The organism is Pseudotabrizicola sp. (assembly GCF_030684215.1).
In the GTDB taxonomy this organism is placed as follows: domain Bacteria; phylum Pseudomonadota; class Alphaproteobacteria; order Rhodobacterales; family Rhodobacteraceae; genus Pseudotabrizicola.
Genome location: NZ_JAUXOV010000076.1, coordinates 175,444 through 200,439, shown reverse-complemented (window position 1 = coordinate 200,439; position 24,996 = coordinate 175,444). Strand labels below are relative to the sequence as shown.

The 24,996-nt window shown below is 61.2% G+C and carries 28 protein-coding genes; 7 read left to right on the top strand and 21 right to left on the bottom strand.

The genetic code is table 11. The features are described 5' to 3' along the window. Positions 1 to 109: 109 nt before the first annotated feature. From Q8K08_RS20020 to Q8K08_RS19960, 13 genes are all read right to left on the bottom strand, one after another. A complete protein-coding gene (locus Q8K08_RS20020) occupies positions 110 to 808 on the bottom strand; it encodes an MgtC/SapB family protein (RefSeq protein WP_304802554.1) in 699 nt (232 codons plus the stop codon). Positions 809 to 889: 81 nt separating this feature from the next. After that, a complete protein-coding gene (locus tag Q8K08_RS20015; RefSeq protein WP_305251526.1) occupies positions 890 to 1,474 on the bottom strand; it encodes an HNH endonuclease in 585 nt (194 codons plus the stop codon). Positions 1,475 to 1,652: 178 nt separating this feature from the next. Then, entirely contained in the window at positions 1,653 to 1,865 is a 213-nt protein-coding gene (locus Q8K08_RS20010; protein WP_304801268.1) for a hypothetical protein, read from the bottom strand. 1 nt (position 1,866) lies between these two features. Then, positions 1,867 to 2,508 (bottom strand): SMC-Scp complex subunit ScpB, encoded by a 642-nt coding sequence (gene scpB, locus Q8K08_RS20005; RefSeq protein WP_304801296.1) that lies wholly within the window; start codon positions 2,506 to 2,508, stop codon positions 1,867 to 1,869. Between the two features lie 11 nt (positions 2,509 to 2,519). Next, entirely contained in the window at positions 2,520 to 3,314 is a 795-nt protein-coding gene (locus Q8K08_RS20000; RefSeq protein WP_305251524.1) for a ScpA family protein, read from the bottom strand. Further along, complete coding sequence (locus tag Q8K08_RS19995; RefSeq protein ID WP_304801272.1) at positions 3,307 to 4,311, bottom strand: glycoside hydrolase family 3 protein; 1,005 nt, start codon at positions 4,309 to 4,311, stop codon at positions 3,307 to 3,309. Before Q8K08_RS19995 ends, Q8K08_RS20000 begins: the two co-directional genes overlap by 8 nt. After that, positions 4,308 to 5,309, bottom strand: a complete 1,002-nt coding sequence (locus Q8K08_RS19990) for an SPOR domain-containing protein (RefSeq protein WP_305251523.1) — start codon at positions 5,307 to 5,309, stop codon at positions 4,308 to 4,310. The genes Q8K08_RS19995 and Q8K08_RS19990 overlap by 4 nt, the downstream gene beginning before the upstream one ends. A 66-nt stretch (positions 5,310 to 5,375) precedes the next feature. Further along, positions 5,376 to 7,118 carry an arginine--tRNA ligase gene (gene argS, locus Q8K08_RS19985; protein WP_305251552.1) on the bottom strand — a complete coding sequence of 581 codons (1,743 nt, stop codon included), beginning with the start codon at positions 7,116 to 7,118 and terminating at the stop codon, positions 5,376 to 5,378. Positions 7,119 to 7,176: 58 nt separating this feature from the next. Continuing rightward, entirely contained in the window at positions 7,177 to 7,674 is a 498-nt protein-coding gene (locus Q8K08_RS19980; protein ID WP_304801279.1) for a 3TM-type holin, read from the bottom strand. Continuing rightward, positions 7,665 to 8,276 carry a holin-associated N-acetylmuramidase gene (locus tag Q8K08_RS19975; RefSeq protein WP_304801281.1) on the bottom strand — a complete coding sequence of 204 codons (612 nt, stop codon included), beginning with the start codon at positions 8,274 to 8,276 and terminating at the stop codon, positions 7,665 to 7,667. The genes Q8K08_RS19980 and Q8K08_RS19975 overlap by 10 nt, the downstream gene beginning before the upstream one ends. Before the next feature lie 79 nt (positions 8,277 to 8,355). Further along, positions 8,356 to 8,805, bottom strand: a complete 450-nt coding sequence (gene ccmE / locus Q8K08_RS19970) for a cytochrome c maturation protein CcmE (RefSeq protein WP_304801298.1) — start codon at positions 8,803 to 8,805, stop codon at positions 8,356 to 8,358. 117 nt (positions 8,806 to 8,922) lie between these two features. Next, positions 8,923 to 9,735 (bottom strand): glutamate racemase, encoded by an 813-nt coding sequence (gene murI / locus Q8K08_RS19965; RefSeq protein ID WP_305251520.1) that lies wholly within the window; start codon positions 9,733 to 9,735, stop codon positions 8,923 to 8,925. Positions 9,736 to 9,777: 42 nt separating this feature from the next. Next, positions 9,778 to 10,656, bottom strand: a complete 879-nt coding sequence (locus Q8K08_RS19960) for a lysophospholipid acyltransferase family protein (RefSeq protein WP_304801286.1) — start codon at positions 10,654 to 10,656, stop codon at positions 9,778 to 9,780. Positions 10,657 to 10,868: 212 nt separating this feature from the next. Between Q8K08_RS19960 and Q8K08_RS19955 the strand changes: the two genes are divergently transcribed. From Q8K08_RS19955 to grxD, 4 genes are all read left to right on the top strand, one after another. Beyond that, positions 10,869 to 11,765 (top strand): LysR family transcriptional regulator, encoded by an 897-nt coding sequence (locus tag Q8K08_RS19955; protein ID WP_304801301.1) that lies wholly within the window; start codon positions 10,869 to 10,871, stop codon positions 11,763 to 11,765. Positions 11,766 to 12,164: 399 nt separating this feature from the next. Next, positions 12,165 to 14,327 carry a phosphoribosylformylglycinamidine synthase subunit PurL gene (gene purL, locus Q8K08_RS19950; protein WP_305251518.1) on the top strand — a complete coding sequence of 721 codons (2,163 nt, stop codon included), beginning with the start codon at positions 12,165 to 12,167 and terminating at the stop codon, positions 14,325 to 14,327. A 77-nt stretch (positions 14,328 to 14,404) separates the two neighbouring features. After that, the gene (locus Q8K08_RS19945; RefSeq protein ID WP_304801292.1) at positions 14,405 to 14,641 is read left to right on the top strand and encodes a BolA/IbaG family iron-sulfur metabolism protein; all 237 of its coding nucleotides are present in this window, start codon (positions 14,405 to 14,407) and stop codon (positions 14,639 to 14,641) included. 16 nt (positions 14,642 to 14,657) lie between these two features. Next, complete coding sequence (gene grxD, locus Q8K08_RS19940; RefSeq protein WP_304801294.1) at positions 14,658 to 15,020, top strand: Grx4 family monothiol glutaredoxin; 363 nt, start codon at positions 14,658 to 14,660, stop codon at positions 15,018 to 15,020. 64 nt (positions 15,021 to 15,084) lie between these two features. Here grxD and Q8K08_RS19935 read toward each other — a convergent pair whose 3' ends face one another. From Q8K08_RS19935 to Q8K08_RS19925, 3 genes are read right to left on the bottom strand one after another with little or no spacing between them, the layout of a single operon-like run. Further along, complete coding sequence (locus tag Q8K08_RS19935; RefSeq protein ID WP_305251515.1) at positions 15,085 to 15,417, bottom strand: MliC family protein; 333 nt, start codon at positions 15,415 to 15,417, stop codon at positions 15,085 to 15,087. Next, a complete protein-coding gene (locus Q8K08_RS19930) occupies positions 15,414 to 15,788 on the bottom strand; it encodes a cell division protein ZapA (protein WP_304804052.1) in 375 nt (124 codons plus the stop codon). Before Q8K08_RS19930 ends, Q8K08_RS19935 begins: the two co-directional genes overlap by 4 nt. Further along, complete coding sequence (locus Q8K08_RS19925; protein WP_305251513.1) at positions 15,781 to 16,311, bottom strand: hypothetical protein; 531 nt, start codon at positions 16,309 to 16,311, stop codon at positions 15,781 to 15,783. The genes Q8K08_RS19930 and Q8K08_RS19925 overlap by 8 nt, the downstream gene beginning before the upstream one ends. Before the next feature lie 207 nt (positions 16,312 to 16,518). Between Q8K08_RS19925 and tkt the strand changes: the two genes are divergently transcribed. Beyond that, positions 16,519 to 18,534, top strand: coding sequence for a transketolase (gene tkt, locus Q8K08_RS19920; protein ID WP_304804056.1), 2,016 nt, complete (start codon positions 16,519 to 16,521; stop codon positions 18,532 to 18,534). Positions 18,535 to 18,621: 87 nt separating this feature from the next. Here tkt and Q8K08_RS19915 read toward each other — a convergent pair whose 3' ends face one another. Continuing rightward, on the bottom strand, positions 18,622 to 19,689 hold the full coding sequence (locus tag Q8K08_RS19915; RefSeq protein WP_304804058.1) for a dipeptidase: 1,068 nt from the start codon (positions 19,687 to 19,689) through the stop codon (positions 18,622 to 18,624). Between the two features lie 528 nt (positions 19,690 to 20,217). Between Q8K08_RS19915 and Q8K08_RS19910 the strand changes: the two genes are divergently transcribed. Together Q8K08_RS19910 and Q8K08_RS19905 are read left to right on the top strand one after the other, a co-directional pair. Next, positions 20,218 to 20,346 (top strand): hypothetical protein, encoded by a 129-nt coding sequence (locus Q8K08_RS19910; protein WP_304804060.1) that lies wholly within the window; start codon positions 20,218 to 20,220, stop codon positions 20,344 to 20,346. 77 nt (positions 20,347 to 20,423) lie between these two features. After that, positions 20,424 to 20,783: a TfoX/Sxy family protein gene (locus tag Q8K08_RS19905; RefSeq protein WP_305251510.1), complete on the top strand. Its 360-nt coding sequence runs from the start codon at positions 20,424 to 20,426 to the stop codon at positions 20,781 to 20,783. Here Q8K08_RS19905 and ndk read toward each other — a convergent pair. The 4 genes from ndk to Q8K08_RS19885 all read right to left on the bottom strand — a co-directional run bounded on the left by ndk (position 20,780) and on the right by Q8K08_RS19885 (position 24,888). Beyond that, positions 20,780 to 21,202 (bottom strand): nucleoside-diphosphate kinase, encoded by a 423-nt coding sequence (gene ndk, locus Q8K08_RS19900; protein ID WP_304804064.1) that lies wholly within the window; start codon positions 21,200 to 21,202, stop codon positions 20,780 to 20,782. The genes Q8K08_RS19905 and ndk overlap by 4 nt on opposite strands. Before the next feature lie 118 nt (positions 21,203 to 21,320). Then, on the bottom strand, positions 21,321 to 22,781 hold the full coding sequence (gene der / locus Q8K08_RS19895) for a ribosome biogenesis GTPase Der (protein ID WP_305251508.1): 1,461 nt from the start codon (positions 22,779 to 22,781) through the stop codon (positions 21,321 to 21,323). A gap of 53 nt (positions 22,782 to 22,834) precedes the next feature. Next, a complete protein-coding gene (locus Q8K08_RS19890; RefSeq protein WP_305251506.1) occupies positions 22,835 to 24,187 on the bottom strand; it encodes a PQQ-binding-like beta-propeller repeat protein in 1,353 nt (450 codons plus the stop codon). A gap of 38 nt (positions 24,188 to 24,225) precedes the next feature. After that, positions 24,226 to 24,888, bottom strand: a complete 663-nt coding sequence (locus Q8K08_RS19885) for a hypothetical protein (RefSeq protein ID WP_305251504.1) — start codon at positions 24,886 to 24,888, stop codon at positions 24,226 to 24,228. Positions 24,889 to 24,996: the final 108 nt, after the last annotated feature.

Sequence of the window (24,996 nt, the reverse complement as noted above, 5' to 3'; positions counted from 1 at the left end):
CTGGAAACCCTCGCTGCTGCGGCGCCGTTAGCGCTAACGCAGCCCTTCTACCCAAGGTCGTGCGCGAAGTCTAGCATTGGGTTGCGCCGGATCAAAACGCTTTGGCGGCCTAAACCTCATCAAGGCTTTCCCAGCGAACCCTGATCAGCCCCGGCTCGGCGGCCAGCCGATGCACGGCTTGTTCCACAATACTGTCGGGCAATCCTTCACCGCTGACCGTGACAGCCAGATCAACCCCCACGCCCTCTTCGGCAGGTTGCACCTTGATATCAGACAAATGCAACCCGCCAAGCGCCAAAGTGCGCAACATCAGGCTGCGCAGTTCGCCTTCCTGTTCAGCGCGACATGTCAAAAGCACACGGTAGCTTTTGCCCAACGGAATCCCCGCCTTGGTGCGCCGTTTGATCCATTTGACCAGCGGGCGCAGGCCAAGGTTTACAAACATGACCATTCCGGTCAGCAGCAGTGCAAACGGCCATTGCCCCGCCCCCGCCATCATCCCCACACCTGCGGAACACCACAGCGTGGCCGCCGTGTTCAGCCCGTGAATGTTGAACCCATCGCGAAAGATGATTCCCGCACCCAGAAACCCGATGCCAGACACAATCTGCGCCGCAACCCTGGTCGGGCTGACCTCGGTCGGATACAGCGCCGAAAAGATCACGAAACTGGCAGCCCCCAAAGCCACCAGCGCATTGGTCCGCAACCCGGCCATGCGCTGTCGCACCTGTCGTTCAGAACCGACCAGCGCACCGCAGGTCAGAGCCACAAACATGTTCAGCGCAGCCATCTCAATTGGGGGAACCATCGCACACTCCTGACCGACAGACAGCGGACCCTAGTTAAAGCCGCAAGGAATGTGAAGCATTTGTAAAAGATTTATGACAAATCAGGCATCCAGCTCTGCATCCCAATACAGATAGTCCATCCAGCTATCGTGAAGATAGTTGGGCGGAAAGCGGCGGCCATGACCCTGCATTTCTGCGGCGGTAGGCGCGCGCGGGGTGCGGTTCAGTTGCAGGCCCGACTGGCGCAGGGTTTTAGACCCTTTGCGAAGATTGCACGGGCTGCATGCCGCCACCACATTTTCCCAACTGGTCACGCCACCGCGCGCACGCGGGATCACATGGTCAAAAGTCAGATCGCCCTTGGCCCCGCAATACTGGCAGCAGAATTCGTCCCTCAGAAAAAGATTAAAGCGCGTGAATGCCACGCGCTTTTGGGGTTTAACATAATCTTTCAGCACCACGACCGAGGGTATCCGAAACTCGGCCCTTTGGCTTCGGACGACATGATCGTATTCGGCCACGATCTGCACCCTGTCCAGATATGCCGCCTTGATCGCTTCTTGCCATGGCCACAGGCTTAGCGGGTAATAGCTAAGCGGGCGGTAATCCGCATTCAGCACCAACGCCGGGTAATGTTTCAGCGACGCCGGGTCGCGCACAAACTGAGTTCTGAAATCGCCGTCCATCCGTCGAGTGACCCCACCCTTTTCGGTTGCCCATCATGGCCACAGCGCAGGGAGCCCTGCCCCGTTAACCTGAACTATATCTGGCGGAACGCGTCTGGCAAGCCCCCTAACCCATGTAGGCCCGTCTGCCGTTCCGACCCGACAGGGATCGCACAACAAAGTGACAAACCGGTGAAGGTCAGCGGCCAATCCGGCGGGTAATGGCCGCCGCTTTGCGCGCGCGCTTGGCGACTTCGCGCGCCTCATGCGACTGCGAGCTATTGGCTTGCGTCGGCGCTGCCCCCGGTTTGCCCCGCTTTGACACCATTTGCGTGCCCTTGTTGATGCCCCAGTTCACGCCTTTGCGCAGAAAAATGCGCATCACCATGTTCACGATCTGATTTACGTTCATGTCAATCCTCGAACAGTTCGCTCTGACCGGTTGTGGCCTCATCCTCTTCATCGTCAGACTTGGACATCGACCCCGGCAAGGGCCGGTTGTCCAGAAGCCCGGCGGCGCGCAACTCTTTTATTCCGGGCAGATCGCGGGCAGATTCCAGCCCGAAATGGTCCAGGAAATGCTCTGTCACCACAAATGTCACCGGGCGGCCCGGTGTCATCCGTCTGCGGCCAAGCCGGATCCAGTCCAGTTCCATCAGCTGATCCACGGTGCCACGCGACACCGCAACGCCCCGAATTTCCTCGATCTCAGCCCGCGTCACCGGCTGATGATAGGCGACAATGGCCAATGTCTCAATTGCCGCGCGCGACAGTTTGCGGTTTTCTACCGTTTCCTTGCGCATCAGATGGCCCAGATCAGACGCCGTGCGCATGGCATAAGCATCGCCCACCCGCACCAGATGCACCCCGCGCCCGTCATAGCGTTTGCTCAGATTAGCCAGCGCCTCGGCCGGATCGCAGCCATGCGGCATGCGCGACGACAGTTCAGACACCGTCACCGGCTCTGCACTGGCAAACAGAATCGCCTCGACCATGCGTTCCTGCTCACCCATCGGCGGGGCTTCAAACAGGCTTTTCTCAATCGGTTCGATCATGTTTGGCTCGGTCATGGCTTGCCGCGCCTGATCTGGATGGGCGCAAACATGTCACCCTGCCGCAGTTCAACCTGACCGCGCTTGGCCATTTCAAGGACCGCTGCGAAATGGGCGGCGGTAGAGGATCGGCGACGCATCGGTGTGGCCCCCCAGCCTTCGGGCAAAAAGCTGGTCAGGTCTGCCCAGTCGCCCACATAGCCGATCAGCCCGCGCATCCGCTCCAACGCCTGCTCCATTGTGAACACTTGGTCACGATCCATGACAAAGGGACGGAATTCGTCCTTGGTTCTGATCCGGGCATAGGCGCGCATCAGGTCCAGAAGCGTGGCCTCATAGGTCACAGCGCGGTGAAGAAGAACCGTTTCCGGCACCCCGCGCGCAAAGAAATCGCGACCCAACTGGTCGCGCGCCATCAGACGTGCCGCCGCCTCGCGCATCGCTTGCAGGCGTTCCAGCTGATAGGCAAGATGGGCGGCAAGGTCTTCGGCGCTTGGCCCGTCCTCGCCCGGTTCGGGCGGCAAGAGCAGGCGCGATTTCAAAAACGCCAGCCACGCCGCCATCACAAGATAATCGGCGGCCAGTTCGATCCGCAGCGATTGCGCCTTTTGCACAAAGCCAAGGTATTGCTCGGCCAGTTCCAGCACCGAAATCTTGCGCAGATCCACCTTTTGCGTGCGGCTCAGCGTCAGCAGCAGATCGAGCGGGCCCTCGAACCCATCGACATCAACGATTAGCGCCTCTGCGGCCATGCGGTCCGCAGGGGCAAGGCGATCTTCGCCCCAATCGTCAGCAATGGTGTCAGACATGCGTATCCCCGGACATCACGCCCCGAAGTTCCGCTTCAAGTGCCTGGATGTCAACGGGGTCGGGCGCATGACGTTGTGCAAGGGCTGCTTGCGCGCGTTGCCGGATCGCGGGCGTCTGATCACCGCAAGCCGCAGCCACCGCCAGCATCTCGGCCATGTCGCCCTTGCAATGTAGCGCAATATCGCAGCCAGCCGCCATCGACGCCGCCGTGCGGTCCGCCAGCGTTCCGCGCAGGGCCTGCATGTTCAGATCATCGGTCATCAGCAAACCCTGAAACCCGATCTCGTCCCGGATGACCCGTAACATCTCGGGGCTTTGGGTCGCGGGCTTGTCATCATAGGCGGCAAAAATGATATGCGCGGTCATCGCCATCGGCAGATGGTTCAGCGCTTTGAACGGCGCAAAATCAGTCACAGACAGGTCTTCGCGCGATGCGGTGACCGTGGGCAGATCGTGATGGGTATCCGCCGTCGCCCGGCCATGACCGGGCAAATGCTTGATCACTGGCAAAACGCCGCCCGCCAGATGACCACTGGCCACCGCCGCCGATATCCGGGAAACTAACGCCACATCAGTGCCATAGCAGCGGTTTTTCAAAAATGGATGCGTATCAACCCCGGCAATATCGGCGCAGGGCGCACAATTGGCATCTACCCCCACGCCACGCAACTCATGCGCAATGATACGCGAACGCAGCCACATTGCCCGGGCCGGGTCACGCGCCTGCGCCACCATGTCCAAAGGCGGGGTCCATTCGCGCCAATGGGGCGCGCGCAACCGCTGCACCCGCCCGCCTTCCTGGTCAATCAGCACCGGGGCGTCACGCCCGACCGCATCGCGCAATGCGCCCGCAAGGCGGCGCAACTGGGCCGGATCTATCACGTTGCGGCCAAAAAGGATAAAGCCGAACGGGTCTGCGTCATGAAAGAACGCACGCTCATCCGCCGTCAGTTCTGGCCCCGCGCAGCCGAAAATCGCGGCAAGCCTGCCGGTCATCTATGGGCAACCGGGATACAGGCCGCACCCTCGGCCAAAAGCGCTGCACAGAACCGGCGCGCGTCATCTTCACCGCCAAAACCATGCGCGCGCAGGCGGTAGAATGTACGGCCACCCGATTGCGCCGACTGCACCACCAGCGTTTTGCCGGTCATCAGATCGCCAAACCGGCCGCCCAGCTTGACCCATTCTGACCGGGCAATCTCAGGGTTGTCAAATGCGCCAAGCTGGACCAACCGGGTGCCAACGGCAAGCGTTGCGGGGTCAATCTCTGGCCCGGTCGGGGCCGATGCGCTGACCGGCTGAACATCAGACACGCCATCAAGCGCGCGTTGGGGCCGCGTGCGTGGCCGCACACTGCCCGGCACCGCAGCCACACTGCTCGTCTGCGCCTCCGGCTCTGGATCAGCCAGCGCGGTCAGCGCGGTCAAGGGCATCGCATCGCCAAGCGCCTCGGCCAAAGCCATGGCGACAGCATCTTCGGTCGAGATCGGGGCAGCGTCTTGCACAGGTTCTGGCGGCAGGATCAACGCCCCGGGCGCGTCCAGTGCCATCACATCCAGATCAGACGACTGCGGATCAACCGCGCGCGGCACGGCAGCCACCGTCACAGGCGGTGCCGCAGATTCGGCCTCGGCCTCCAAAGACGACAATCCGGGCGCGTCTTCGGCGGCAAGGTCCATTGGCGCAGGCGCAAGCATGACCTGCGCAGGCATACCGGCCGCGCCACCCGCTGCGGCAATCACGTTCACCGCCATGCCCTGATGGTCCGCTACATTGCCACCGGGATTGGACGGGGCCACCCGCATCGGCCCTTCCGCAGCACGGATCACCGGAACCCCCGACACATCGCGTACCGCGAGCTTATAGCCCCACATCCCTACACCCGCGATCAGGGCCAGTGAACACACCGCCCCTGCCAGATGAACCATCCGTTGTGCTTGTCCAGCCATGATACGGGGAGATACCCCGTAATCATCATAGTCGATATCCGCCATGCTCTGCCTCGATCAGACGGGTTTGCCCCGCCCTTTATTCCTGCATCACCGACGGGGCGCTGTTGATCAGCGCATTTCCTCGACCGGCGTTACACCCAAGATACCAAGACCTGAGCAAATAACAACGCCCACGGCCCGAACGAGGGCGATTTTTGCCTGAGATGTGGCTGTATCGTCCTGCAAGAACCGCAACGACACGTCATCATTGCCACGGTTCCACAACCCATGCAGGTCGGACGCCAGTTCATACAGGTAAAACGCCACCCGGTGCGGCTCATTCCCGCGCGCGGCAATTTCCACCAGTCGCGGCCATTCGGCCAGCTTTTTGGCCACCGCAATCTCGGCGGTGTGGTCAAGTTTGGTCAGGTCCGCCGCCGCAAGCGTTGCGTCCGACACATCCACGCCTGCCTCACGCGATTTACGCAGGATCGAATTCACCCGCGCATTGGCGTATTGCACATAGAACACCGGGTTGTCTTTCGACTGCTCCAGCACGCGCGCAAAATCGAAATCCAGCGCCACGTCGTTCTTGCGGGTCAGCATGATGAACCGGGTCACATCGGCGCCCGCCATTTCCACAACATCGCGCAGGGTTACAAAGGTGCCCGCGCGTTTCGACATCTTGAACGGCTCGCCGTTTTTCCACAGCTTGACCAACTGGATCAGCTTGATGTCCAGCGACACCCGGCCATTCGACAAGGCCGACACCGCCGCCTTCATCCGCTTGACATAGCCACCGTGGTCGGCGCCGAAAATGTCGATCAACTGGTCATAGCCGCGCTGCACCTTGTCGAAGTGATAGGCGATATCGGGCGCGAAATAGGTCCATGACCCATCGGATTTCTGCACCGGGCGGTCCACGTCATCGCCATGCGCAGTGCTGCGGAACAGCGTCTGCACCCGCGGCTCCCAATCTTCGGGCTCTTTGCCCTTTGGAGGCTCCAGCACGCCTTCATAGATCAGGTCCATATCGCGCAAGGTGTTGATGGCGGCTTCAATCTTGCCGGTGCCATACAGCGCCTTTTCCGACGAATAGAGATCCATCCGCACGCCAAGCGCAGCCAGATCATCGCGGATCATCTGCATCATCATCTGGGTGGAAAATTCGCGCACATCCGACAGCCAGACAGCCTCCGGCTTATCCAGCAGCGTGTCGCCGTATGTCTCTTTCAGAGCCTCGCCCACCGGGATCAGGTAATCGCCGGGATACAGGCCTTCGCGGATTTCCGGCTCCAGCCCATGCGCCTCGCGGTAGCGCTCATAGGCGGAACGCGCCAGCACATCGACCTGTGCGCCACCGTCGTTGATGTAATATTCGCGCGTGACGGTCCATCCGGCAAAGGCCAGCAGGTTGGCAAGCGCGTCGCCCACCACCGCGCCGCGCACATGGCCCACATGCATCGGACCGGTCGGGTTGGCAGAGACAAATTCGACATTCACCGATCTGCCCTTGCCCACATCGGCCCGGCCAAAATCGGTGCCAGTGGTCAGGGCAGCCTTGACCACACTCTGCCACATCTCCGTTGCCAGGCGCAGGTTCAAGAACCCCGGTCCCGCCACATCGGCGGCCGTGATGCGCGGATCGGCCATCAGCTTGGCGGCCAAAGCGTCAGCAATCACGCGCGGCTGCTTGCCCGCCGGTTTGGCCAACACCATCGCGGCATTGGTCGCCATGTCCCCATGGGCCGCGTCTCGCGGGGGTTCCACGGCAACAGACGCAAAATCAAGACCGGCGGGCAAGATGCCCTCGGCCTGCATTTCGGTCAAAGCGGTCAAAACGGTGGTGCGAATTTCGGCGAAGAGGTTCATCTGATCAAATCCTGTCTTGCGCCCAAGGCCATGCCAGAGGGCGCAAGTCAGGTCAAGTTCAGCCGTTGCCGCGCCAGTCATCCAGCGCCGGATTGGCGGCTTCTGACAGCTCATCAGACGGATTTGGCATCAAAGGAGCCCCCACCGGCACCACAGCGGGGGTGGAGCGATTGCGCAGATGATGAGACTCGCGCGCGCCGAAATACGCGGTGATCACCGCCCCCAGCAGCCACCACAGCGCCTCGGGCATTGCATCCAACCCCGCCATGCGGGCCGCAAAGCCAGAGGGATCAACCAACGCATACAAGACCAGCGCCTGAGAGCCAAAGGCCATCAGCGGTCGCGGCAACCGGTTGATCGCATCAATCAAGCGGTCATAGCCCGACCCCGGTCGTGCAGGCGGCAAAGCGCCCGCATCCGGCACCGGCAGCCGGTTCACCGCCTCGGCCAGACCGCGCGCAAGGTCGGGCGCAATGGTGCGCGCAATCTCGCGGCTGACACCCCCCAACGCCGGGATTGCGCCACGCCCCAACCGCAAACCAGATATCAACCCCATTTTGCGGTCCTTTCCTTATGCTGTGCTGCGGTGAGGTGATAGCGCTTTGCCATGAATTCCTCGGCGCGGGTGATCCAGCCGCCCTTGCCGCCATCGCGCCGCTTCGCAAATTTACGGCTTTGCGGGCGGGCATCGGCCAGCCCGTAATAGTAATTGCGCCGCGCAATCCCATAGGCATCGGGCAGGTGGTTGGGGGCCGCTTCATAGGCCAGTTGCGCCGCCCGGATCGTCTGCGGCCCGATCTTGCCATCAGGGGTGCAGGGAAACCCCATATCGGTGATCAGCCGCTGCAGGATCTTCACCGCATTGGACCCTGCATTCACATACATATCAAACACCGATGCCTGCAAAGCCTCGGGCAGCGCCGCGATGCCGGGGCGCTTGTAGTAGTGGTCCAGATAGATCTCGACCGCCTGCGTGCGGGTCAGGCTGCGGACATCGGCCACATTGATGCGCCCGTCACGGTTCACATCCAGCCCCAGCCTGCGCAGGGTGCCGATGGTCACGCCATGGTTGGTGGCCCCGCCCGGATCGTCGGGGTCGTTCACATAGCCGCCCTCTCGGGCGACAATTTCTTCGGCCAGTCGTCTTACGCTTGTCATGGGCATTCCCCGGAGTGCTGACACTCCCCCCATGGGCAAACTGACCTGTGCCGGTTAACGGGCTGAAAAGCCTGCGCGCTTAGCTGTCTGAACCCGCATCCTGATAGACACCCTGTTCCTTCAGCGCTTCAATGACTTCCTTTGGCATGTAGGTTTCGTCATGTTTGGCCAGAATCTCGGTGGCGACAAAGGTGCCGTCCTCCATCGACCCGGTGCCAACCATGCCCTGCCCTTCGGAAAACAGATCGGGCAGAATGCCTGTAAAGCGCACCGGAATGGTCTGGTTGGTATCGGTCACCCGAAAGCTGACAGTCTCGCTTTGCCCGCGCACGATGCTGCCCTCTTCAACCAGACCGCCAATACGGAACACTTCGCCCACGCGCGGCGGGTCTTCCACCACCTGCGTCGGGCTGCGAAAAAAGTTGATCCCGTCCTTCATGGCATAGCCGATCAGGCCCGTGGACGCCGCCAAAGCCACAAAGGCCAGCACAATAATCTGCACCCGCCGCTGCTTTTTAAGCCCCTTCATCCCTGCCATGGTCGTTCCTTTCCGTTTAACACGCCTGATGTGGGGGCAATGCCACCCAATGTCGAGCGTTGTAACGTCGCAACGCAGCGAAGTGATTGACCCAGAACAAACCCGAGGTCACGCCGCCTCGAACGTGATCCGGCGGCGCAAAAACTGTGTGGCCTTGTTCGACACCGCCTTTGGGTCGCCTGTGGTCAGGAATTTCGACTCCGTGCCGGTGCCCTGCATTTCGGGCCGCCGTATCAGGTAATCGGCCAGCGACTCTGCCACCAGATTGGCTTGGGAATAGACCTTCACATCATCGCCCAATGCATCCTGAAACGTCGACTCCATCAGCGGGTAATGCGTGCAGCCCAGCACCGCCGCCTGTGGATGCGGCATCCGGCGTTTGAGCGCCTCGACATGGGACCGCACCAAAGCTTCGGCCAGAATTTCATCGCCCTGCTCGATGGCATCGACCACCCCGCCGCAGGGCTGCGCTTCAACATCCACTCCGATGGCACGAAACGCCAGCTCGCGCTGAAACGCGCGGCTGGCCACTGTGGCGGGCGTGGCAAACAGCGCCACATGCCGGACCGCCACTTCGCGCGGGGGCGAGTTGTCGCCCCATTGCCGCTCGGTCAGCGCCTCGATCATCGGCACGAACACGCCCAGCACGCGTTTATCTTTGGGAACCCATGTTTCCTGCATCCGCTTGAGTGCTGCCGCCGATGCGGTGTTGCACGCTAGGATGACCAGATCGCAGCCCTCGGCCCAAAGCCGTTCCACCGCCGCACAGGTCAGGTTGAAAATATCATCGTGCGTGCGAACGCCATACGGCGCGTGTGCATTGTCGCCCAGATAGACCAGCGGCAGATCCGGCAGGCGCCTTGTCACTGCGTCCAGAACCGTCAGCCCGCCAATTCCGCTGTCAAAAACCCCAACCGCCATGCCTGCCCCCACCCTTCGCGCCTGTTGCGGGCAGTGGCCCTGTCAGCGCATTTTGTATTTCGCCTCAAACTCGTGGCCGGGATCATACGACCCTAACGGATGCGGTGAAAGATCGTATGTGGCCCGTCGCAGAAATTCCATCATCCGTGTCGGATCGGCCTTAAGTGGCGCCAGAGTGCTGGCCGCAACCGGCTTGCCGATCACCACGCGCACCGGCTCGTCCATCCGGGCGCGGAACTCTTTGATCAACAGCCCCAGCCGCAGCGTATAGTGCACATGGCTGGCAATCTGGAACAGGCGTGAGTTGTGGCCGTCAAAGTACACCGGCACCACAGTTGCGTCCGATTTCGCAATCATCTTGGCTGTGAAATTGCGCCACCCCGGATCCATCGGGCGCGAGGTGAACGGCTTGGCACTGGTCGACACCGTGCCGCCCGGAAAGACTCCGACCGCGCCACCCTGCCCCAGATAGCGCAATGCCTCGGCCCGCGTCTCCAGATTCATCTTCACCGCCGCTTTCGTCTCATCAAAAGAGATCGGCAGCACAACCCGGTTCAGCGCTTCGGCCCGGCGGAATACCGAGTTGGCCAGGATGCGGAAATCCCCGCGAATCCGGTCCAGCAGATGCCCCATCATTAACCCGTCCAGAATGCCGTAAGGATGGTTCGCGAGCAGCACCAGCGGACCCGTCGCCGGAATATTGGCCACCGCACCGCCCACCACTTCAAGGCTCAGCCCATAGCGTTCCGGCACCACATCCCAAAAGCTGCGCCCCCGCGCGATCTCATCCTCATACCCCGCCGCGCGCCGGATCAACGACAGCCGCCCGGTGGCATTCTCCAGCACCCGGATAAGCGTCGCCCCGGCCTTGCTGGAGGCCGAGGACGCATAAGAAATCTCGCGTGCCACGTCGTGCTGCATTGTCTCTCCGCTTTCCTCATTGGGCCGGCATTGTCAGACCCCATCCTTTCGCCAGTCCCGGTAACATAAAGATGACAGGTGACACGCGGCTCATCTCGACCAAAAGGCCACGACCCTGACGCATTATCGGTTTGAAAGGCATTTACATGCGATTGATTCTCCCTTCATGAGGCAGGCCGTGATAGCTTTACGCCATGGTAAAGGGTTGGATGATGGATTGGGATAAACTGCGCATTTTTCATGCGGTTGCCGACAAGGGCAGCCTGACGCACGCAGGCGAAGTGCTGCATTTGTCGCAATCTGCCGTCAGCCGCCAGATCCGCGCGCTGGAAGAATCGCTTAGCGTAACCCTGTTCCACCGCCACGCCCGCGGCCTGATCCTCACTGAACAGGGCGAACTTTTGTTTGATGCCACCCAAGCGATGGTCAAACGGCTGGAAGCCACAGCCGCCCGCATCCGCGATTCCGAGGATGAGGTGTTTGGCGAATTGCGCGTAACCACCACCACTGGTTTTGGCACGCTCTGGCTCGCCCCGCGTCTGGCCAACCTGTACAAGAAATACCCCAGCCTGAAGATCGATCTGATGCTAGAAGAACGCGTGCTTGACCTGCCGATGCGCGAAGCAGACGTCGCCATCCGCATGAAAGAACCGTCACAGGCTGATCTGATCCGCAAGCGGCTGATGAACATCAAAATGCGGCTCTACGCCACCCCCGAATATCTGGCCGAACATGGCACGCCCGCGTCGATGGATGACTTCAACCAGCACCGGTTGATTGCCCAGCATGCCGGGGTGCCGCAGGTGGCCGCAGGTGCCACACTGGTGCATGATCTGATGGCGCATGACATCCCCTCCACCCTGACGGTCAACAACTACTTCGGCGTGCTGCAAGGGGTGTTGAACCATCTGGGCATCGGCGTTTTGCCAGACTACATCACTGAGGATTTCCCCCATCTGGTGCGGGTTCTGCCAGATACCGAAAGCGCTGAAGTGCCGGTTTTCCTCGCCTATCCGGAAGAGCTGCGCCACTCCAAGCGGGTAGCTGCGTTCCGCGAATTTGTGACAGAAGAAATCTTCGCCTACCGTAAGCGCAAACAGCCTGACTGATCAAAGCATCAAATCTGGCGAATAAGCTATGCACCCAGCACATAGCGGACATGCTGCATTAGCAGCATGTTCAGCCTTGCCCCGAATCAAGCGCACGCCTAAGTCCAGTGATGAAGCGGGCGGTTGAGTGTTTGCTCTTGTTCGCTTCATACCTCCCTGTTGGACTTGGGCCGAGCTTTTGCTCGGCCTTTTTTTTATTTTCAGACGCTCGCCCCAAAATTGCTCGGACTATAGGCAGCATTTGCGCGCAGAGGTGTCAAAACAGGCGGTGCAGAATTTCCAGCGCGCCACAGACGATTCCCGGCACTGCCGCGCCCCTGACTGCCGCCTTTGCCCTTCCCCTTTCGCGGGACATGCCCTAAAGCCCCACCCAAGACCGGTATCCTTTCGGAGGCTTTGATGACCGAACCCGCAATCACGCCCGAGTTGATCGCCAAGCACGGGATCAACCCCGATGAATACGCGCGGATCCTCGACATCATCGGGCGCGAGCCGAACTTTACCGAACTTGGCATCTTCTCGGCGATGTGGAACGAGCATTGTTCCTATAAATCGTCCAAGAAATGGCTGCGCACCCTGCCCACCACCGGCCCACAGGTGATCTGCGGTCCGGGTGAAAATGCGGGCGTGGTCGATATCGGCGACGGTCAGGCGGTCATCTTCAAGATGGAAAGCCACAACCACCCTTCTTATATCGAGCCGCATCAAGGCGCTGCCACCGGCGTTGGCGGCATTCTGCGCGATGTATTCACCATGGGCGCTCGGCCGATTGCCGCGATGAACGCGCTGTCCTTTGGCCTGCCCTCACACCCGAAAACCGCGTATCTGGTCAAGGGCGTGGTCGAAGGTGTGGGCGGTTACGGCAATGCCTTTGGCGTGCCGACTGTCGGCGGCGAAGTGCGGTTTCACAAATCCTATAACGGCAACTGTCTGGTCAACGCCTTTGCGGCAGGTCTGGCCGATGCCGACAAGATTTTCTACTCGGTGGCGTCTGGCGTCGGTATGCCCGTTGTCTACCTTGGCGCCAAAACCGGGCGTGATGGCGTCGGTGGTGCCACCATGGCATCTGCCGAATTCGACGACACCATCGAGGAAAAGCGGCCCACCGTGCAGGTTGGCGACCCCTTCACCGAAAAGCGCCTGCTGGAGGCCTGTCTTGAACTGATGCAATCGGGCGCGGTGATCTCTATTCAGGATATGGGGGCGGCTGGCCTGACCTGTTCTGCCGTGGAGATGGGCGACAAGGGTGGCCTTGGCATCAAGCTGCAACTGGCCGACGTGCCGCAGCGCGAAACCAACATGACCGCGTATGAAATGATGCTGTCGGAATCCCAGGAACGGATGCTGATGGTTCTGAAACCGGAACTGGAAGACGTGGCCCGCGCGATTTTCGTCAAATGGGATCTCGATTTCGCCATCGTTGGAGAGACCATCCCCGAAGACCGCTTCCTCATCCTGCATGGCAATGATGTCAAAGCAGATCTGCCGCTGTCAAAACTCTCCTCGACCGCGCCGGAATATGACCGGCCATGGATTGAGACCCCGACCGCCGCCCCCCTGGGAGACATTCCGGCGATTGCCCCGCTTGATGCTCTGCACGCTCTGATCTCAAGCCCCAGCTATGGCCATAAATCCTGGGTATGGGAGCAATACGATTCACAAGTTGGTGCTGACACCCTCATCACCCCCGGCCTGCCCGCAGGCGTGGTGCGGGTGCATGGCACCACCAAGGCGCTTGCCTTTACTTCTGATGTCACCCCGCGCTACGTCAAAGCCAACCCGTTTGAGGGCGGCAAACAAGCCGTCGCCGAGGCGTATCGCAACCTGACCGCGATGGGGGCGATCCCATTGGCCACCACCGACAACCTGAACTTCGGCAACCCGGAAAAGCCGGAAATCATGGGTCAGCTGGTCGGCGCGATCAAAGGCATCGGTGCGGCGGTCGCGGCGCTTGATATGCCAATCGTGTCGGGCAACGTCTCGCTTTACAACGAAACTGACGGCTCGGGCATCCTGCCCACGCCCACCATCGGCGCGGTTGGCATTCTGCCGACGTTGGATCACCTGATCCACGGCAAGCCGCAAACTGGCGATCTGGCGGTGCTGATAGGCCGCGCCGGCACGCATCTGGGCCAATCCGCCCTGCTGGCCGAAGCGTTCGGGATCGAGGCGGGCGACGCACCGCATGTTGATCTGGCCGCAGAAAAGCGCACGGGCGATTTCATCCGGGCACATGGAAAATCCCTGCGCTGCTGCACCGACCTGTCTGACGGCGGTCTGGGGCTGGCCGCGTTTGAGATGGCCGAAGCTGCCGGGCTGGGCATTGATCTGGAAACTGGTGATATCGCCGCATTATTTGGCGAAGATCAGGCGCGCTATCTTGTGGCGATTGATCCGCAGGTGCTGCACGGGCTGAAGGGTGCGGCGCATGCGGCTGGCGTGCCCGCAACGGTCGTAGGCCGCTTTGGCGGCGATGCGGTCACCTTTGGCGGTCAGTCCGCCCCACTTGCCACGCTGAGCCAGATCTACAGATCGGCGTTTGAAACCGCACTTGGGCTGTAGCGCACAGCCCAAAGCCACCTTGCAGCCGACGCCGCCGCACCCTAGATTTGGCTGTAAGACCAAAACAGGAGCCGACCATGCCCATCGACGCCCGCGATATCGAATCCCTGATCCGTGCCAGCTTTCCACAGGCCAAAATCACGGTGCAGGGCGATGACGGTCAGCACTTTTCGGCGGAAGTGGTCGATGAATCCTTCCGTGGTATGAACCGCGTGCAGCAGCAGCGCGCAGTTTATGCCGCACTCAAGGGCAAGATGGATGGCTCGCATGGCGAATTGCACGCTTTGGCGCTGACCACCCGCGCACCAGAATAATCAAAGGAACTCGCAGATGAGCGCACAAGACCAGATCAAGGATACCGTTGAGAAAAACGACGTGGTGCTGTTCATGAAAGGCACCAAGATGATGCCGCAATGCGGGTTCTCGTCTCGCGTGGCCGGGGTGCTGAACTACATGGGCGTTGAATTTGCCGATGTGAACGTGCTGGCCGATGCCGAGGTGCGTCAGGGCATCAAGGATTTTTCCGACTGGCCCACCATTCCTCAGCTTTATGTGAAGGGCGAATTTGTCGGCGGCTGCGATATCGTGACCGAGATGACCCTGTCCGGCGAACTGGACGCGCTGTTTGAAGCCAAGGGCGTGACCTATGACAAAGCTGCGGCAGAAAAAATCCGCGAAGCCAATGCCCCTTAAGGGATCACCTTAACAACGCCGCGCAATAAATTGAAAAGGCCCGCAGAAAGCTGCGGGCCTTTTTTCATTGCATCTGTACAACGCAGGTCAGCAGCGGGCTTTCCTTACCGGCTTCACGCCAATAAATTGTTGCCTCATTGCCCTTTGACCACAGCACATAGCTGGCCCCGTCCGATGGCCATGAATACTTGGCCCCGGATGCGGCCGGTTCGCGGTACAGCAGGAACTGGCCGCCATCAATCTGCACCACAGCGACCGCATCCTCTGGCCCGGTCACAAAGACCACCGGCACCTCGACATCGCGGTCACACTTAAAACGCAGGTTTTGCACGTCCAAAGGTGCCGCACCGGCTTGGTCTGCCAAAGCGATCAGACCCACAGCAAAAAGCGACCTCATCCCTGTGCCCGCTCTTCGATCCGATCTGCCAAAGCCTCGGCCCGCGCGGCAATTTCCGCCATGGTTTCAAATACTTGCGGCGGGATTACCGGCACTTCCACCTTTTCAGGCGCAGGCACAGGCCGCGCCTCGAGTGTGGTCAGTCTTTCCTTCAGCTGGCGGTTTTCATCTTCCAGCGCCGCAGTCTTGTCGGCCAGCATCAGCCCCGACATCAGCAGCATGCGCGCTTCGGGCAGACGGCCCATCTGCTGCACAAGCGGCTCCGCTTCGGCATTCAGCATGGCGGCGGCAGCGCGAAGGAAATGTTCCTCGCCGACCTGACAGGCGACCTGAAAATCGCGCCCGCCGATGGAGACTGTTACATCAGGCATCCTGTGACACCTCCTCTTTCGGTCCGGCCAGCGGATCAAGGGCGGCAATCAGCTCGTCCAGCTCTGCCGCTTCGGCGGCGCGCAAGGCGCGCAGCGTTTCCAGCTCGGTCAGCATCGCCTTGTTGATCAGATGCGGCTCTACCCGCCCCTCGGCCTGCGCCTCGGTCATCAGGCGCAATTGTTCGCGCAATCCTACAACGGTCTTTTTCAGCCGATGCAGCTCAAGCCCTTGCACATCAAGCAGCTTGGTCAGCCGCTCAACCTCGGCTTCAAGCCCCTGGCGTTTGCCCGCGTCCTGATCGCGAACGGCGCGCAACCGCTCATGCAACTGGGCGCTCAGCATGCGTTCTTCGTCAAGCGCCTCATTCAGACGGGCGATTTCGGCCTCGGCCACGCCATCGGCCAAGGTCGCCACCGGCCCCCCCGGATCTGCACCGCCAGAAACTGACAGGGTTTCCACTCCGTCACCAATCCGCATCAGCGCCGCAGTGATCCGACGCTCCAACTCGGCAATGTTATCCATGCCCCCTCTTTCCCGGCTGTCCCGGTTTTTCATCCGTCCTGACCATAGGTGCGAATCGCGCAAGGACAGGTCAAGCCCGATCTTAGCGCAAAGCGCGCCCAAGGAACGCCCCATATCGTCAACACCTTGGCCGCTGTGCTTGATCTTGCCGTCTGGGGTGGTAAGGAACCCTGAATACGCACCGATCCAAGTATGAGGAGCCCGGCCTTGGACATCCAGACCCTGCGCGACCGCCACCCCGATCATTGGATGCGCGCCACCGCCATCCGCGCTCTGACGCTGGATGCCGTGGCCGCCGCCAACTCAGGCCATTCCGGCATGCCAATGGGCATGGCCGATGTGGCAACCGTACTGTTCTCCAACCACCTGAAGTTTGACGCAAGCGCCCCACGCTGGCCCGACCGGGACCGGTTCATCCTGTCGGCGGGTCATGGCTCGATGCTGCTCTATAGTCTGATGTATCTTACTGGCTACGCCGATATGACGCTGGATCAGGTCAAGAATTTCCGCCAATGGGGCGCTATCACCGCGGGCCACCCGGAATATGGCCATGTCACGGGTGTGGAAACCACCACCGGCCCGCTGGGTCAGGGCATTTCAAACGCCGTCGGCTTTGCCATGGCCGAAGAATCCCTGCGCGCACGCTGGGGTGCGAAGGTGCAGGATCATTATACCTATGTCATCGCCGGCGACGGCTGCCTGATGGAAGGTGTTTCCCAAGAAGCCATCGGCCTTGCGGGCAAGCACCAACTGTCACGGCTGATCGTTTTGTGGGATGACAATGGCATCACCATCGACGGCAAAGTGTCGATCTCGGATATCACCGACCAGAAAGCGCGCTTTGCGGCCTCTGGCTGGGATGTGTTTTCCTGCGACGGGCATGACCCCGAAGACATCGACCGCGCCATCACCGCCGCCAAGGCATCGTCCGGCCCTGCGATGATCGCCTGCAAGACCCACATCGCCATCGGTCACGCCGCGCAAGACACGTCCAAAGGCCATGGCGCGCTGACCGACAAGACCCAGTTGCAAGCCGCCAAGGACGGTTACGGCTGGCCCGGCGGCCCGTTCGAGGTGCCTGCTGATATCAAGTCCTGGTGGGAAACCGTTGGTGCCAAAGGCAAAATCGCCCGCGCCGAATGGGAAGCCCGCCTAGCCACCTTGTCACCCGGTAAACAGGCAGAGTTCGCCCGCATCTTTGCAGGCGACGCGCCGAACAAACTGTCGGCCACCATACGCGCCGTAAAAAAGCAGGCTGTGGAAGATCTGCCAAAGCTGGCCACCCGCGCCGCATCCGAAAAGGTGCTGGCCGCCGTTAACCCAGTGATGACCGAGACCATCGGCGGATCGGCTGACTTGACCGGATCAAACAACACCAAGACCCCCGACATGGGCACCTTCACGCCCGAGGACCGCAAGGGCCGCTACGTCTATTACGGCATCCGGGAACACGGGATGGCTGCGGCGATGAACGGCATGGCACTGCACGGCGGCGTGCGGGCATACGGCGGCACCTTCATGTGCTTTACCGACTATGCCCGCCCGTCAATGCGCCTGTCGGCCCTGATGGGGATTCCGGTGGTCTATGTCATGACGCATGACAGCATCGGTCTGGGCGAGGATGGCCCGACCCACCAGCCGGTTGAACATCTGGCGATTTCGCGCGCGACCCCCAACACCTATGTGATCCGCCCCGCCGATCTGGTGGAAACGGCGGAAGCGTGGGAAATCGCGCTGTCGACCAAGACCACGCCAACCGTGCTGGCCCTGTCGCGGCAAAACCTGCCTGCAGTGCGCAAAACCCACACCAACCAGAACCTTGTGGCCAAAGGCGCTTACGTTCTGGCCGATGCCACGGGCAAGCGTCAGGTGATCCTGATGGCCACCGGGTCCGAAGTGGAAATCGCGCTGAAAGCCCGCGATCTGCTGGAAGCCGAAGGCATCGGCACCCGCGTCGTGTCCATGCCCTGCTGGGAGCTGTTTGAGGAGCAAGACGACGCTTACCGCCGCAAAGTGCTGCCACCGGGTGCTGTGCGTGTGGCGGTCGAGGCGGGCATCCGCTTTGGCTGGGACCGCTGGCTGTTCGGTGAGGGCGGCAAGCGCGAAAAATCGGGCTTCATCGGGATGCACGGCTTTGGTGCCTCGGCTCCGGCAGAGCGGCTCTATGCCGAGTTCGGGATCACGGCAGAGGCGACAGTGGCCAAGGCCAAATCGCTGCTTTGAGCGGCTGATGGTGACGGGGGGCCAGCCCCCCGTCGCTTCGCGCCTCCCCCCGGGATACTTGAAAACAGAAAATGTTCAGAGGCAGGGTCAATGGCCCCAGGTGAGGCGCAGCACGGCCATCCAGTTGCCCCAAGCAAGCTTCTGGAGGAGTGCGGCGTCTATGCCATGGGCGGTGAGAGCGTCGAGCAATACTGGCAGGCCGGTGACATCGCGCATGGGAGCCGGAATCGTGGCCCCGTCGAAATCCGAGCCAAAGCCCACGTGGTCTTCACCCAGATGGCTGATCAGGTGATCAAGGTGGCGCAACAGCGGGTCCAGCGTCATATCGGGGGAGTTGCGGCCATCGGGGCGCAGAAAGACGGTGGCAAAGTTAAGCCCCACCAAGCCGCCGCTGTCGCGGATCTGACCGAGTTGGCGGTCGGTCAGGTTGCGGGTGGAGGGGGTGACGGCCCATGCGTTGGAATGGGTGGCCACCAGCGGCGCGGTTGAGATCCGGGCTACGTCCTCGACGCCTTTGGCGTTCAGATGGCTCAGGTCGATCAGCATCTTGAGCGCGTTGCATTCTTTGACCAGCCGCTTGCCCGCGTCTGTCAGCCCCGGTCCGGTATCGGGATCGCCCGGAAAACGAAACGGTACGCCATGACCAAAGATCGTCGGCCTGCTCCAGACCGGACCGATCGAGCGCAGGCCGAGAGCGTGAAAATCGTGAAGCGCTGCACAATCCGCATCAATCGCTTCGGCGCCTTCCATGTGCATGACGCCCGCAATGATGCCCTGCGCCCGCGCGGCTTCAATCTGGAGCACCGTTTCACACAGGCGGAAGGCGCCACCGCTGCTGTCTACCATCCAAGCCAGATCGCGCGCCATGCCTTGGGCCACGCGCAGCGCCTGATCTTGCGGCACCATGGCGGGCAAGGGCAGATCATAGGGGGGCGCGTCCATCGACGCATCGAGGCCCGCCGCGTTTGCCCCGCCCGTTGAAGGTACATAGATGGCAAACATACCCCCGGCGAAACCCGATTTTTGCATGCGCGGCAAGTCAAGATGGCCTTTGCCCTCCCCCGTCAGCCAGATCTGTTCGCGCCTGCCGGGGGCGTTGTAGAGCCGAAGCAGCAGGTCATTGTGGCCATCAAAAACAGGGGTGGGCGTGGTCATCTGTGGTCCTTCAGGGGCTGGCAGAGTTTGGGCGGTTTTGGGTGGGGTCTTTGGGTCAGCAAGGATCGGGCGATCTGGGCGCGTGTCGCCAATGCAGACGTTGGCCAGACCGGTCAAGATCGCCTCTGACACGCGCAGAGCGGTGATCTTTTCCGCGATCCGCGCCCCTGATCTTCATACAGCGCCAAAAGCATGCGGCAATCGTCTAATGTGAAAGCCAAGGCCCGCGCGGGTGGCAACATCTTTTATGTCCATGCCCCTGCCCCTAGGTAGCCGCGCAATCTCTGCGCATTGGTCAGCCCACACCCAGCGATCAAGGCGCTTGAGGCGGTCGGTTGCCCGGCGACGGCATTCCCCCCAAGGCGTCGGCGCGCTTTCGCCACGCTTCGCACAATTCGACAATGTGATCGCATCATCTGTTGCGGCTTTTCCACAGGCAGCATAAAGCGTCGCGGCAATGTCATGTTTTCGTCTTGTTGCGGCCCTTTGCCGTGCCAATGCTGAAGATACGGCAGGCAAAACGGTCAGATGGAGCAGAAAATGACCCCCCAGCAGAATTCAACGCCCCAACAAGGCGGCCAGCAGCAGCAAGGCGGCAAACCCGCACCGCAGCAGCAGGGCGGCACGCCCATCTTCAAGGATTGGGCGGCGATCTGAAGAACATACAAAGAACACGCTTGAATAAGACGGGGTCAGCAGTAACGCTGGCCCCGTTCTGATTCTGAAGGTGCCTCATGTCGTCTGATCCGGTTTCCTCAATTCCCAACCTTGGCCCCGCGTCGGAACTGGCCTTTGCCAAGGCAGGCATCCACACTGCCGCCGAATTGCGGGCAATCGGCGCAGATGATGCGTATCGGCGGTTGCTACTATCGGGCAGCGCCCCGCATTTCATCGGCTATTATGTGCTGGTTATGGGTTTGCAGGGCCGTCCGTGGAACGATTGCAAGGGGGCGGAACAAATTGCCCTGCGCAAACGCTTTGATGCGATCAAATCCAGCATCATCGGCACAAAGGAAAAGGGCCGCTCCGATCTGGAGGCGGCCCTGTCGTTTTTTGGCGTGGTGGAACGGCGCGAGCCGCCCCAGGCCCCTTAGCCAACCAGTTCAAGGCCCGAGAAGTAGAATGCGATTTCGCGTGCAGCCGACTCGGCGCTGTCGGACCCGTGAACCGAGTTTTCGCCTTTGGACAGTGCGAAATCCTTGCGCACGGTGCCGTCAGCAGCTTGTGCCGGATCGGTGGCACCCATCACTTCGCGGTTCTTGGCAATTGCGCCTTCACCTTCCAGAACCTGCACAACCACTGGCTCGGATGCCATGAAATCGCACAGCTCGCCGTAAAAGCCACGCTCAGAATGCTCGGCATAAAACGCGCCAGCTTGTGCCGCGGTCAGGTGAATGCGCTTGGATGCGACTACGCGCAGGCCCGCCTCTTCGAACTTGGCAACGATCTTGCCGGTCAGATTGCGGCGTGTGGCGTCGGGTTTGATGATGGAAAGCGTGCGTTCGATGGCCATTTCGGCGTCTCCTGTGTTGGGTCAAGGCCCCTGCCTTGCGCCCGTGATTTGCGGCGCGTCCCTATCATGGGGCGCAGATGATGAAAAGCCCGTGACCTCAAAGGTCAGACGGATTTGCCTATTTCTTGTCCATATGCTTGCGCAGACGGCTGGGCGTATGGAATTTGCGTTCCTTGAAAGGATTGTCATTTGCCTGAGAGCGGAAGAACAACCGAATGGGAGTGCCCGGCATATCAAAGTGTTCGCGCAAACCATTGACCAGATAGCGTTTATAGCTTTCCGCCAATTCCTCGGGCCGTGAACACTTGATGACAAACCCCGGCGGGCGCGTCTTTACCTGCGTGATATAGCGCAGCTTGATCCGATGGCCGCCCGGTGCTGGCGGCGGGTGTGCCTCTGTCATCGCGCCCAGCCATGTGTTCAGCCGGTTGGTGGTGATCCGACGATTCCACGTGTCATGCGCGCGGCGGATGGCGTCGTGCAAACGGTCAAGCCCCCGGCCTGTCTTGGCCGAAACCGTAACCAAAGGCGCGCCACGCAGCTGCGGCAGCAGGCGGTCGAACATTTCCTTCAGTTCGGCCAGCTTGTCCTGCTTTTCATCCTCAAGATCCCATTTGTTGACCGCGACCACGACCGCACGACCTTCAGACTCTGCATAATCTGCGATCCGCAAGTCTTGGGATTCAAAGGGAATATCGACATCCAGCAGCACAACAACCACTTCGGCAAAGCGCACCGCGCGCAAGCCGTCAGCGACCGAGAGCTTCTCAAGTTTTTCAACGACTTTCGCGCGCTTGCGCATCCCCGCCGTGTCAAAAATCCGAATGGGTGTGCCCAGCCAATCCGATTTCACCGAGATCGCGTCGCGGGTGATCCCGGCCTCTGGTCCGGTCAACAGGCGATCTTCGCCGATGATCTTGTTGATCAGTGTCGATTTCCCGGCATTCGGGCGACCGATCACCGCGATTTGCAGCGGTTTCTTGATGGTGGGCCGGTGCGCAAATTCATCCGCCTCAACCTCGGCGTCTTCTTCCGAGATATCCACATCGGTCAGCGGGGTATTCTCTTGCTCGCGTTCGGCAAATTCACCCTCCAACGGCTTGAGAAGACGATACAAATCGTCCATCCCTTCGCCATGTTCGGCAGAAATGCGCAAAGGCTCGCCCAGACCCAGCGACCACGCCTCAAGCGCGCCATCTTCGCCGGCGCGGCCTTCGGCTTTATTCACACCCAGGATCACCCGCGCGGCCTTTTTGCGCAGGATCTCGGCAAACACCTCGTCAGACGGGTTCACGCCGACACGGCCGTCAATCAGGAACAGGCAGATGTCGGCCATATCGACAGCGCGTTCGGTCAGACGCCGCATCCGGCCCTGAAGGCTGTCATCGGTAACCTCCTCCAACCCGGCGGTGTCAATGACGGTAAAGCGCAGGTCGAACAGCTTGGCGTCACCCTCGCGCAGATCGCGGGTCACCCCCGGCTGGTCATCGACCAAAGCCAGCTTGCGCCCGACAAGGCGGTTGAAAAGCGTTGACTTGCCCACATTGGGGCGGCCCACGATGGCGAGGGTAAAGCTCATGTCTTATACGGATCCGGTATCATTCAAGCCGTTCCCCATACAGGGCTTTGGCCTTAACGGAAAGCGTGAAGTTGCCCGTTGGTGCTGACGACATAAAGCGTGCCGCCCGCAAGTGCCGGGGCTGCCGCCGCGCCGCCGGGAATCTGCCCGGTGCCGACAAGCGCACCATTGGTCGGATCAAACAGCCGCAGCACGCCATCGCCCGACACCACGACCACACGACCACCCGCCAGAACCGGGCCATAGTGCGCAGTGATCGCCTTTTGGCGCCTTGGCCGCTCGTTTTCAAAGTAGGGCATGTCGGCCATCCAGATGACCTCACCGGTGGCGGCGTCCAGACGGACCAGACGGGCCTCGTCATTCACCACGAACACCGATCCACCAACTACAAGCGGCGGGTTCATCGCGCCCTCTACCGCTGTCCAGATCCGCTCACCCGTGCCTGCGTTGATCGCCGCAGTCCGGCCCGCTGCAGTGCCCGCGTAAATCGTGCTGCCCACGATGACCGGATCGCCAGTCACATCGACCAGCCCCTGATACCCACGCCCCGGACGCTGCCCGGTGACGGGCGCGCCCCAGACCCGCACGCCATTCAGGCGCAGGGCCGACACCAATTCGCCACTGGGGAAAGGGAAAACTACGTTGCGGTCTGTCACGGCCGGGGCCGAAGACCCGGTGACCGCCAAAGCGTTGGGCAAGCCCGGCACAGTCCACTGCACCTTGCCGTTGCGCGCATCCACCGCCCAGCCCGCACCATCACGGGTGGCCACATAGACCGTGCCGCCATCATAGGCTGGCGCACCAGAGACCGGGCTGGCCAAACGCTGCCGCCAGACAATCGCGCCACTGCCAGCCTGCAGGGCAATCAACTCGCCATAGCCGGTCGCCACAAACACCATTCCACCGCCAAGCGCCACACCACCGCCGGAAATCTCACCACCCCGGTCAAAGTCCGCGGCCAGTTCAGTCTGCCATAGCGTCGCGCCATTGGTGCCCGTAGCAACAACACGCGCGCGACTGTCCAGTGTGACGATACGGCCATCAGCCACCACAGGCGCAGCCGAAATACGGTTCTTGCGGCTGGAACCGGTGCCGATATTCGCGCTCCACACCCTTGCCGGGGCCGCTGAGAGCCGCCCATGCGGAGACGCATGACGCGCCGATCCGCCGCGATGGGTCCAATCAGCATTCGCCGCAGCAGCAGGCAAAGAAATCGGCACGCTTTGGTTGACGGGGCGTGAGGATGGGGCAACTGGCGCAGGCTCACCCGCGACCGGGATAGAGGCATCAAGATCCACGCGCACCGGAAAGCGTTCCCCCGGCAGGATCAATTCGCGTTCGCACGCAGACAGCAGCATGACAGCGGCAAGTGCCGACAGTCCCAAGTTGCGCTTCTGTTTCACCACCTGATTCACTCCCTCGGACCCTTGCCAGCCACGCGTCATCACCCTGCGTCACCCGCCGCAGAGACGGTCCCGCCTCCAAGTGCCACAATCATCTGTCCCGCCCGCCCGCGCAAGCCTGCAGGGGCTTGCTGATCTTGTGTCAGCGCCCGCAAGGCGGTGATTGCGCCTTCGGTGTTGCCTTCTTCCACCAGAAGATAGGCCAACTGCTCCAGCGCCAATGGCCGGAAGGGCCGACCGGGGGCCGCCACAGGGTCCAGAGCCGCGCGGCGATCCGCAATCGACAGATCGGCCCCGGCAAGGATCACCCGGCGCAGAACGGCCAGATCGCGGTAGCTTTGCGGTTGCGACGCATCCGCTGCCAATGCCTCAAGCGCGGTCAGGCTGCCTGCACGATCCTCGGTCGGGTCCGAGGCCAGCAACAGTGACAAAACCGCTCGTTGCGGGCCATCTGCGGGGGCTGCACTCAAAGCTTCGCGCCGGTCCTGCGCGCTGCCCAGATCCAACGCATCCAGCACGGCATCGCCAAACGCCTGCGCCTGTGCGGCATCGCGCGCCTTTGACCATTCGGTCCAGGCCGTGCCGCCGACAACGGCCACCACGATAAGCGCTGGAATCCAGCCATACTTGCGGAAGTAGGAATACAGCTTGTCACGGCGCACTTCTTCCGTGACTTCCTGGATGAAACTTTCGGGATTGCTCACGTCACTTTGGCTTTCAAAAGGCGCTTCAGAACCGGACTGGGCGGTGTATGGCCCAAAACCGGACCAGACCACACCCTTTGGCCCTGTCTTACACGCAAGGACAAGGGC

What these genes read in the sequence shown, in the direction of transcription:
- Q8K08_RS20020 (WP_304802554.1), bottom strand. Translation starts at nt 808, where the DNA reads ATGGTTCCCCCAATTGAGATGGCTGCGCTGAACATGTTTGTGGCTCTG.
- Q8K08_RS20015 (WP_305251526.1), bottom strand. Translation starts at nt 1,474, where the DNA reads ATGGACGGCGATTTCAGAACTCAGTTTGTGCGCGACCCGGCGTCGCTG.
- Q8K08_RS20010 (WP_304801268.1), bottom strand. Translation starts at nt 1,865, where the DNA reads ATGAACGTAAATCAGATCGTGAACATGGTGATGCGCATTTTTCTGCGC.
- scpB (WP_304801296.1), bottom strand. Translation starts at nt 2,508, where the DNA reads ATGATCGAACCGATTGAGAAAAGCCTGTTTGAAGCCCCGCCGATGGGT.
- Q8K08_RS20000 (WP_305251524.1), bottom strand. Translation starts at nt 3,314, where the DNA reads ATGTCTGACACCATTGCTGACGATTGGGGCGAAGATCGCCTTGCCCCT.
- Q8K08_RS19995 (WP_304801272.1), bottom strand. Translation starts at nt 4,311, where the DNA reads ATGACCGGCAGGCTTGCCGCGATTTTCGGCTGCGCGGGGCCAGAACTG.
- Q8K08_RS19990 (WP_305251523.1), bottom strand. Translation starts at nt 5,309, where the DNA reads ATGGCGGATATCGACTATGATGATTACGGGGTATCTCCCCGTATCATG.
- argS (WP_305251552.1), bottom strand. Translation starts at nt 7,118, where the DNA reads ATGAACCTCTTCGCCGAAATTCGCACCACCGTTTTGACCGCTTTGACC.
- Q8K08_RS19980 (WP_304801279.1), bottom strand. Translation starts at nt 7,674, where the DNA reads ATGGGGTTGATATCTGGTTTGCGGTTGGGGCGTGGCGCAATCCCGGCG.
- Q8K08_RS19975 (WP_304801281.1), bottom strand. Translation starts at nt 8,276, where the DNA reads ATGACAAGCGTAAGACGACTGGCCGAAGAAATTGTCGCCCGAGAGGGC.
- ccmE (WP_304801298.1), bottom strand. Translation starts at nt 8,805, where the DNA reads ATGAAGGGGCTTAAAAAGCAGCGGCGGGTGCAGATTATTGTGCTGGCC.
- murI (WP_305251520.1), bottom strand. Translation starts at nt 9,735, where the DNA reads ATGGCGGTTGGGGTTTTTGACAGCGGAATTGGCGGGCTGACGGTTCTG.
- Q8K08_RS19960 (WP_304801286.1), bottom strand. Translation starts at nt 10,656, where the DNA reads ATGCAGCACGACGTGGCACGCGAGATTTCTTATGCGTCCTCGGCCTCC.
- Q8K08_RS19955 (WP_304801301.1), top strand. Translation starts at nt 10,869, where the DNA reads ATGGATTGGGATAAACTGCGCATTTTTCATGCGGTTGCCGACAAGGGC.
- purL (WP_305251518.1), top strand. Translation starts at nt 12,165, where the DNA reads ATGACCGAACCCGCAATCACGCCCGAGTTGATCGCCAAGCACGGGATC.
- Q8K08_RS19945 (WP_304801292.1), top strand. Translation starts at nt 14,405, where the DNA reads ATGCCCATCGACGCCCGCGATATCGAATCCCTGATCCGTGCCAGCTTT.
- grxD (WP_304801294.1), top strand. Translation starts at nt 14,658, where the DNA reads ATGAGCGCACAAGACCAGATCAAGGATACCGTTGAGAAAAACGACGTG.
- Q8K08_RS19935 (WP_305251515.1), bottom strand. Translation starts at nt 15,417, where the DNA reads ATGAGGTCGCTTTTTGCTGTGGGTCTGATCGCTTTGGCAGACCAAGCC.
- Q8K08_RS19930 (WP_304804052.1), bottom strand. Translation starts at nt 15,788, where the DNA reads ATGCCTGATGTAACAGTCTCCATCGGCGGGCGCGATTTTCAGGTCGCC.
- Q8K08_RS19925 (WP_305251513.1), bottom strand. Translation starts at nt 16,311, where the DNA reads ATGGATAACATTGCCGAGTTGGAGCGTCGGATCACTGCGGCGCTGATG.
- Q8K08_RS19915 (WP_304804058.1), bottom strand. Translation starts at nt 19,689, where the DNA reads ATGACCACGCCCACCCCTGTTTTTGATGGCCACAATGACCTGCTGCTT.
- Q8K08_RS19910 (WP_304804060.1), top strand. Translation starts at nt 20,218, where the DNA reads ATGGAGCAGAAAATGACCCCCCAGCAGAATTCAACGCCCCAACAAGGC.
- Q8K08_RS19905 (WP_305251510.1), top strand. Translation starts at nt 20,424, where the DNA reads ATGTCGTCTGATCCGGTTTCCTCAATTCCCAACCTTGGCCCCGCGTCG.
- ndk (WP_304804064.1), bottom strand. Translation starts at nt 21,202, where the DNA reads ATGGCCATCGAACGCACGCTTTCCATCATCAAACCCGACGCCACACGC.
- der (WP_305251508.1), bottom strand. Translation starts at nt 22,781, where the DNA reads ATGAGCTTTACCCTCGCCATCGTGGGCCGCCCCAATGTGGGCAAGTCA.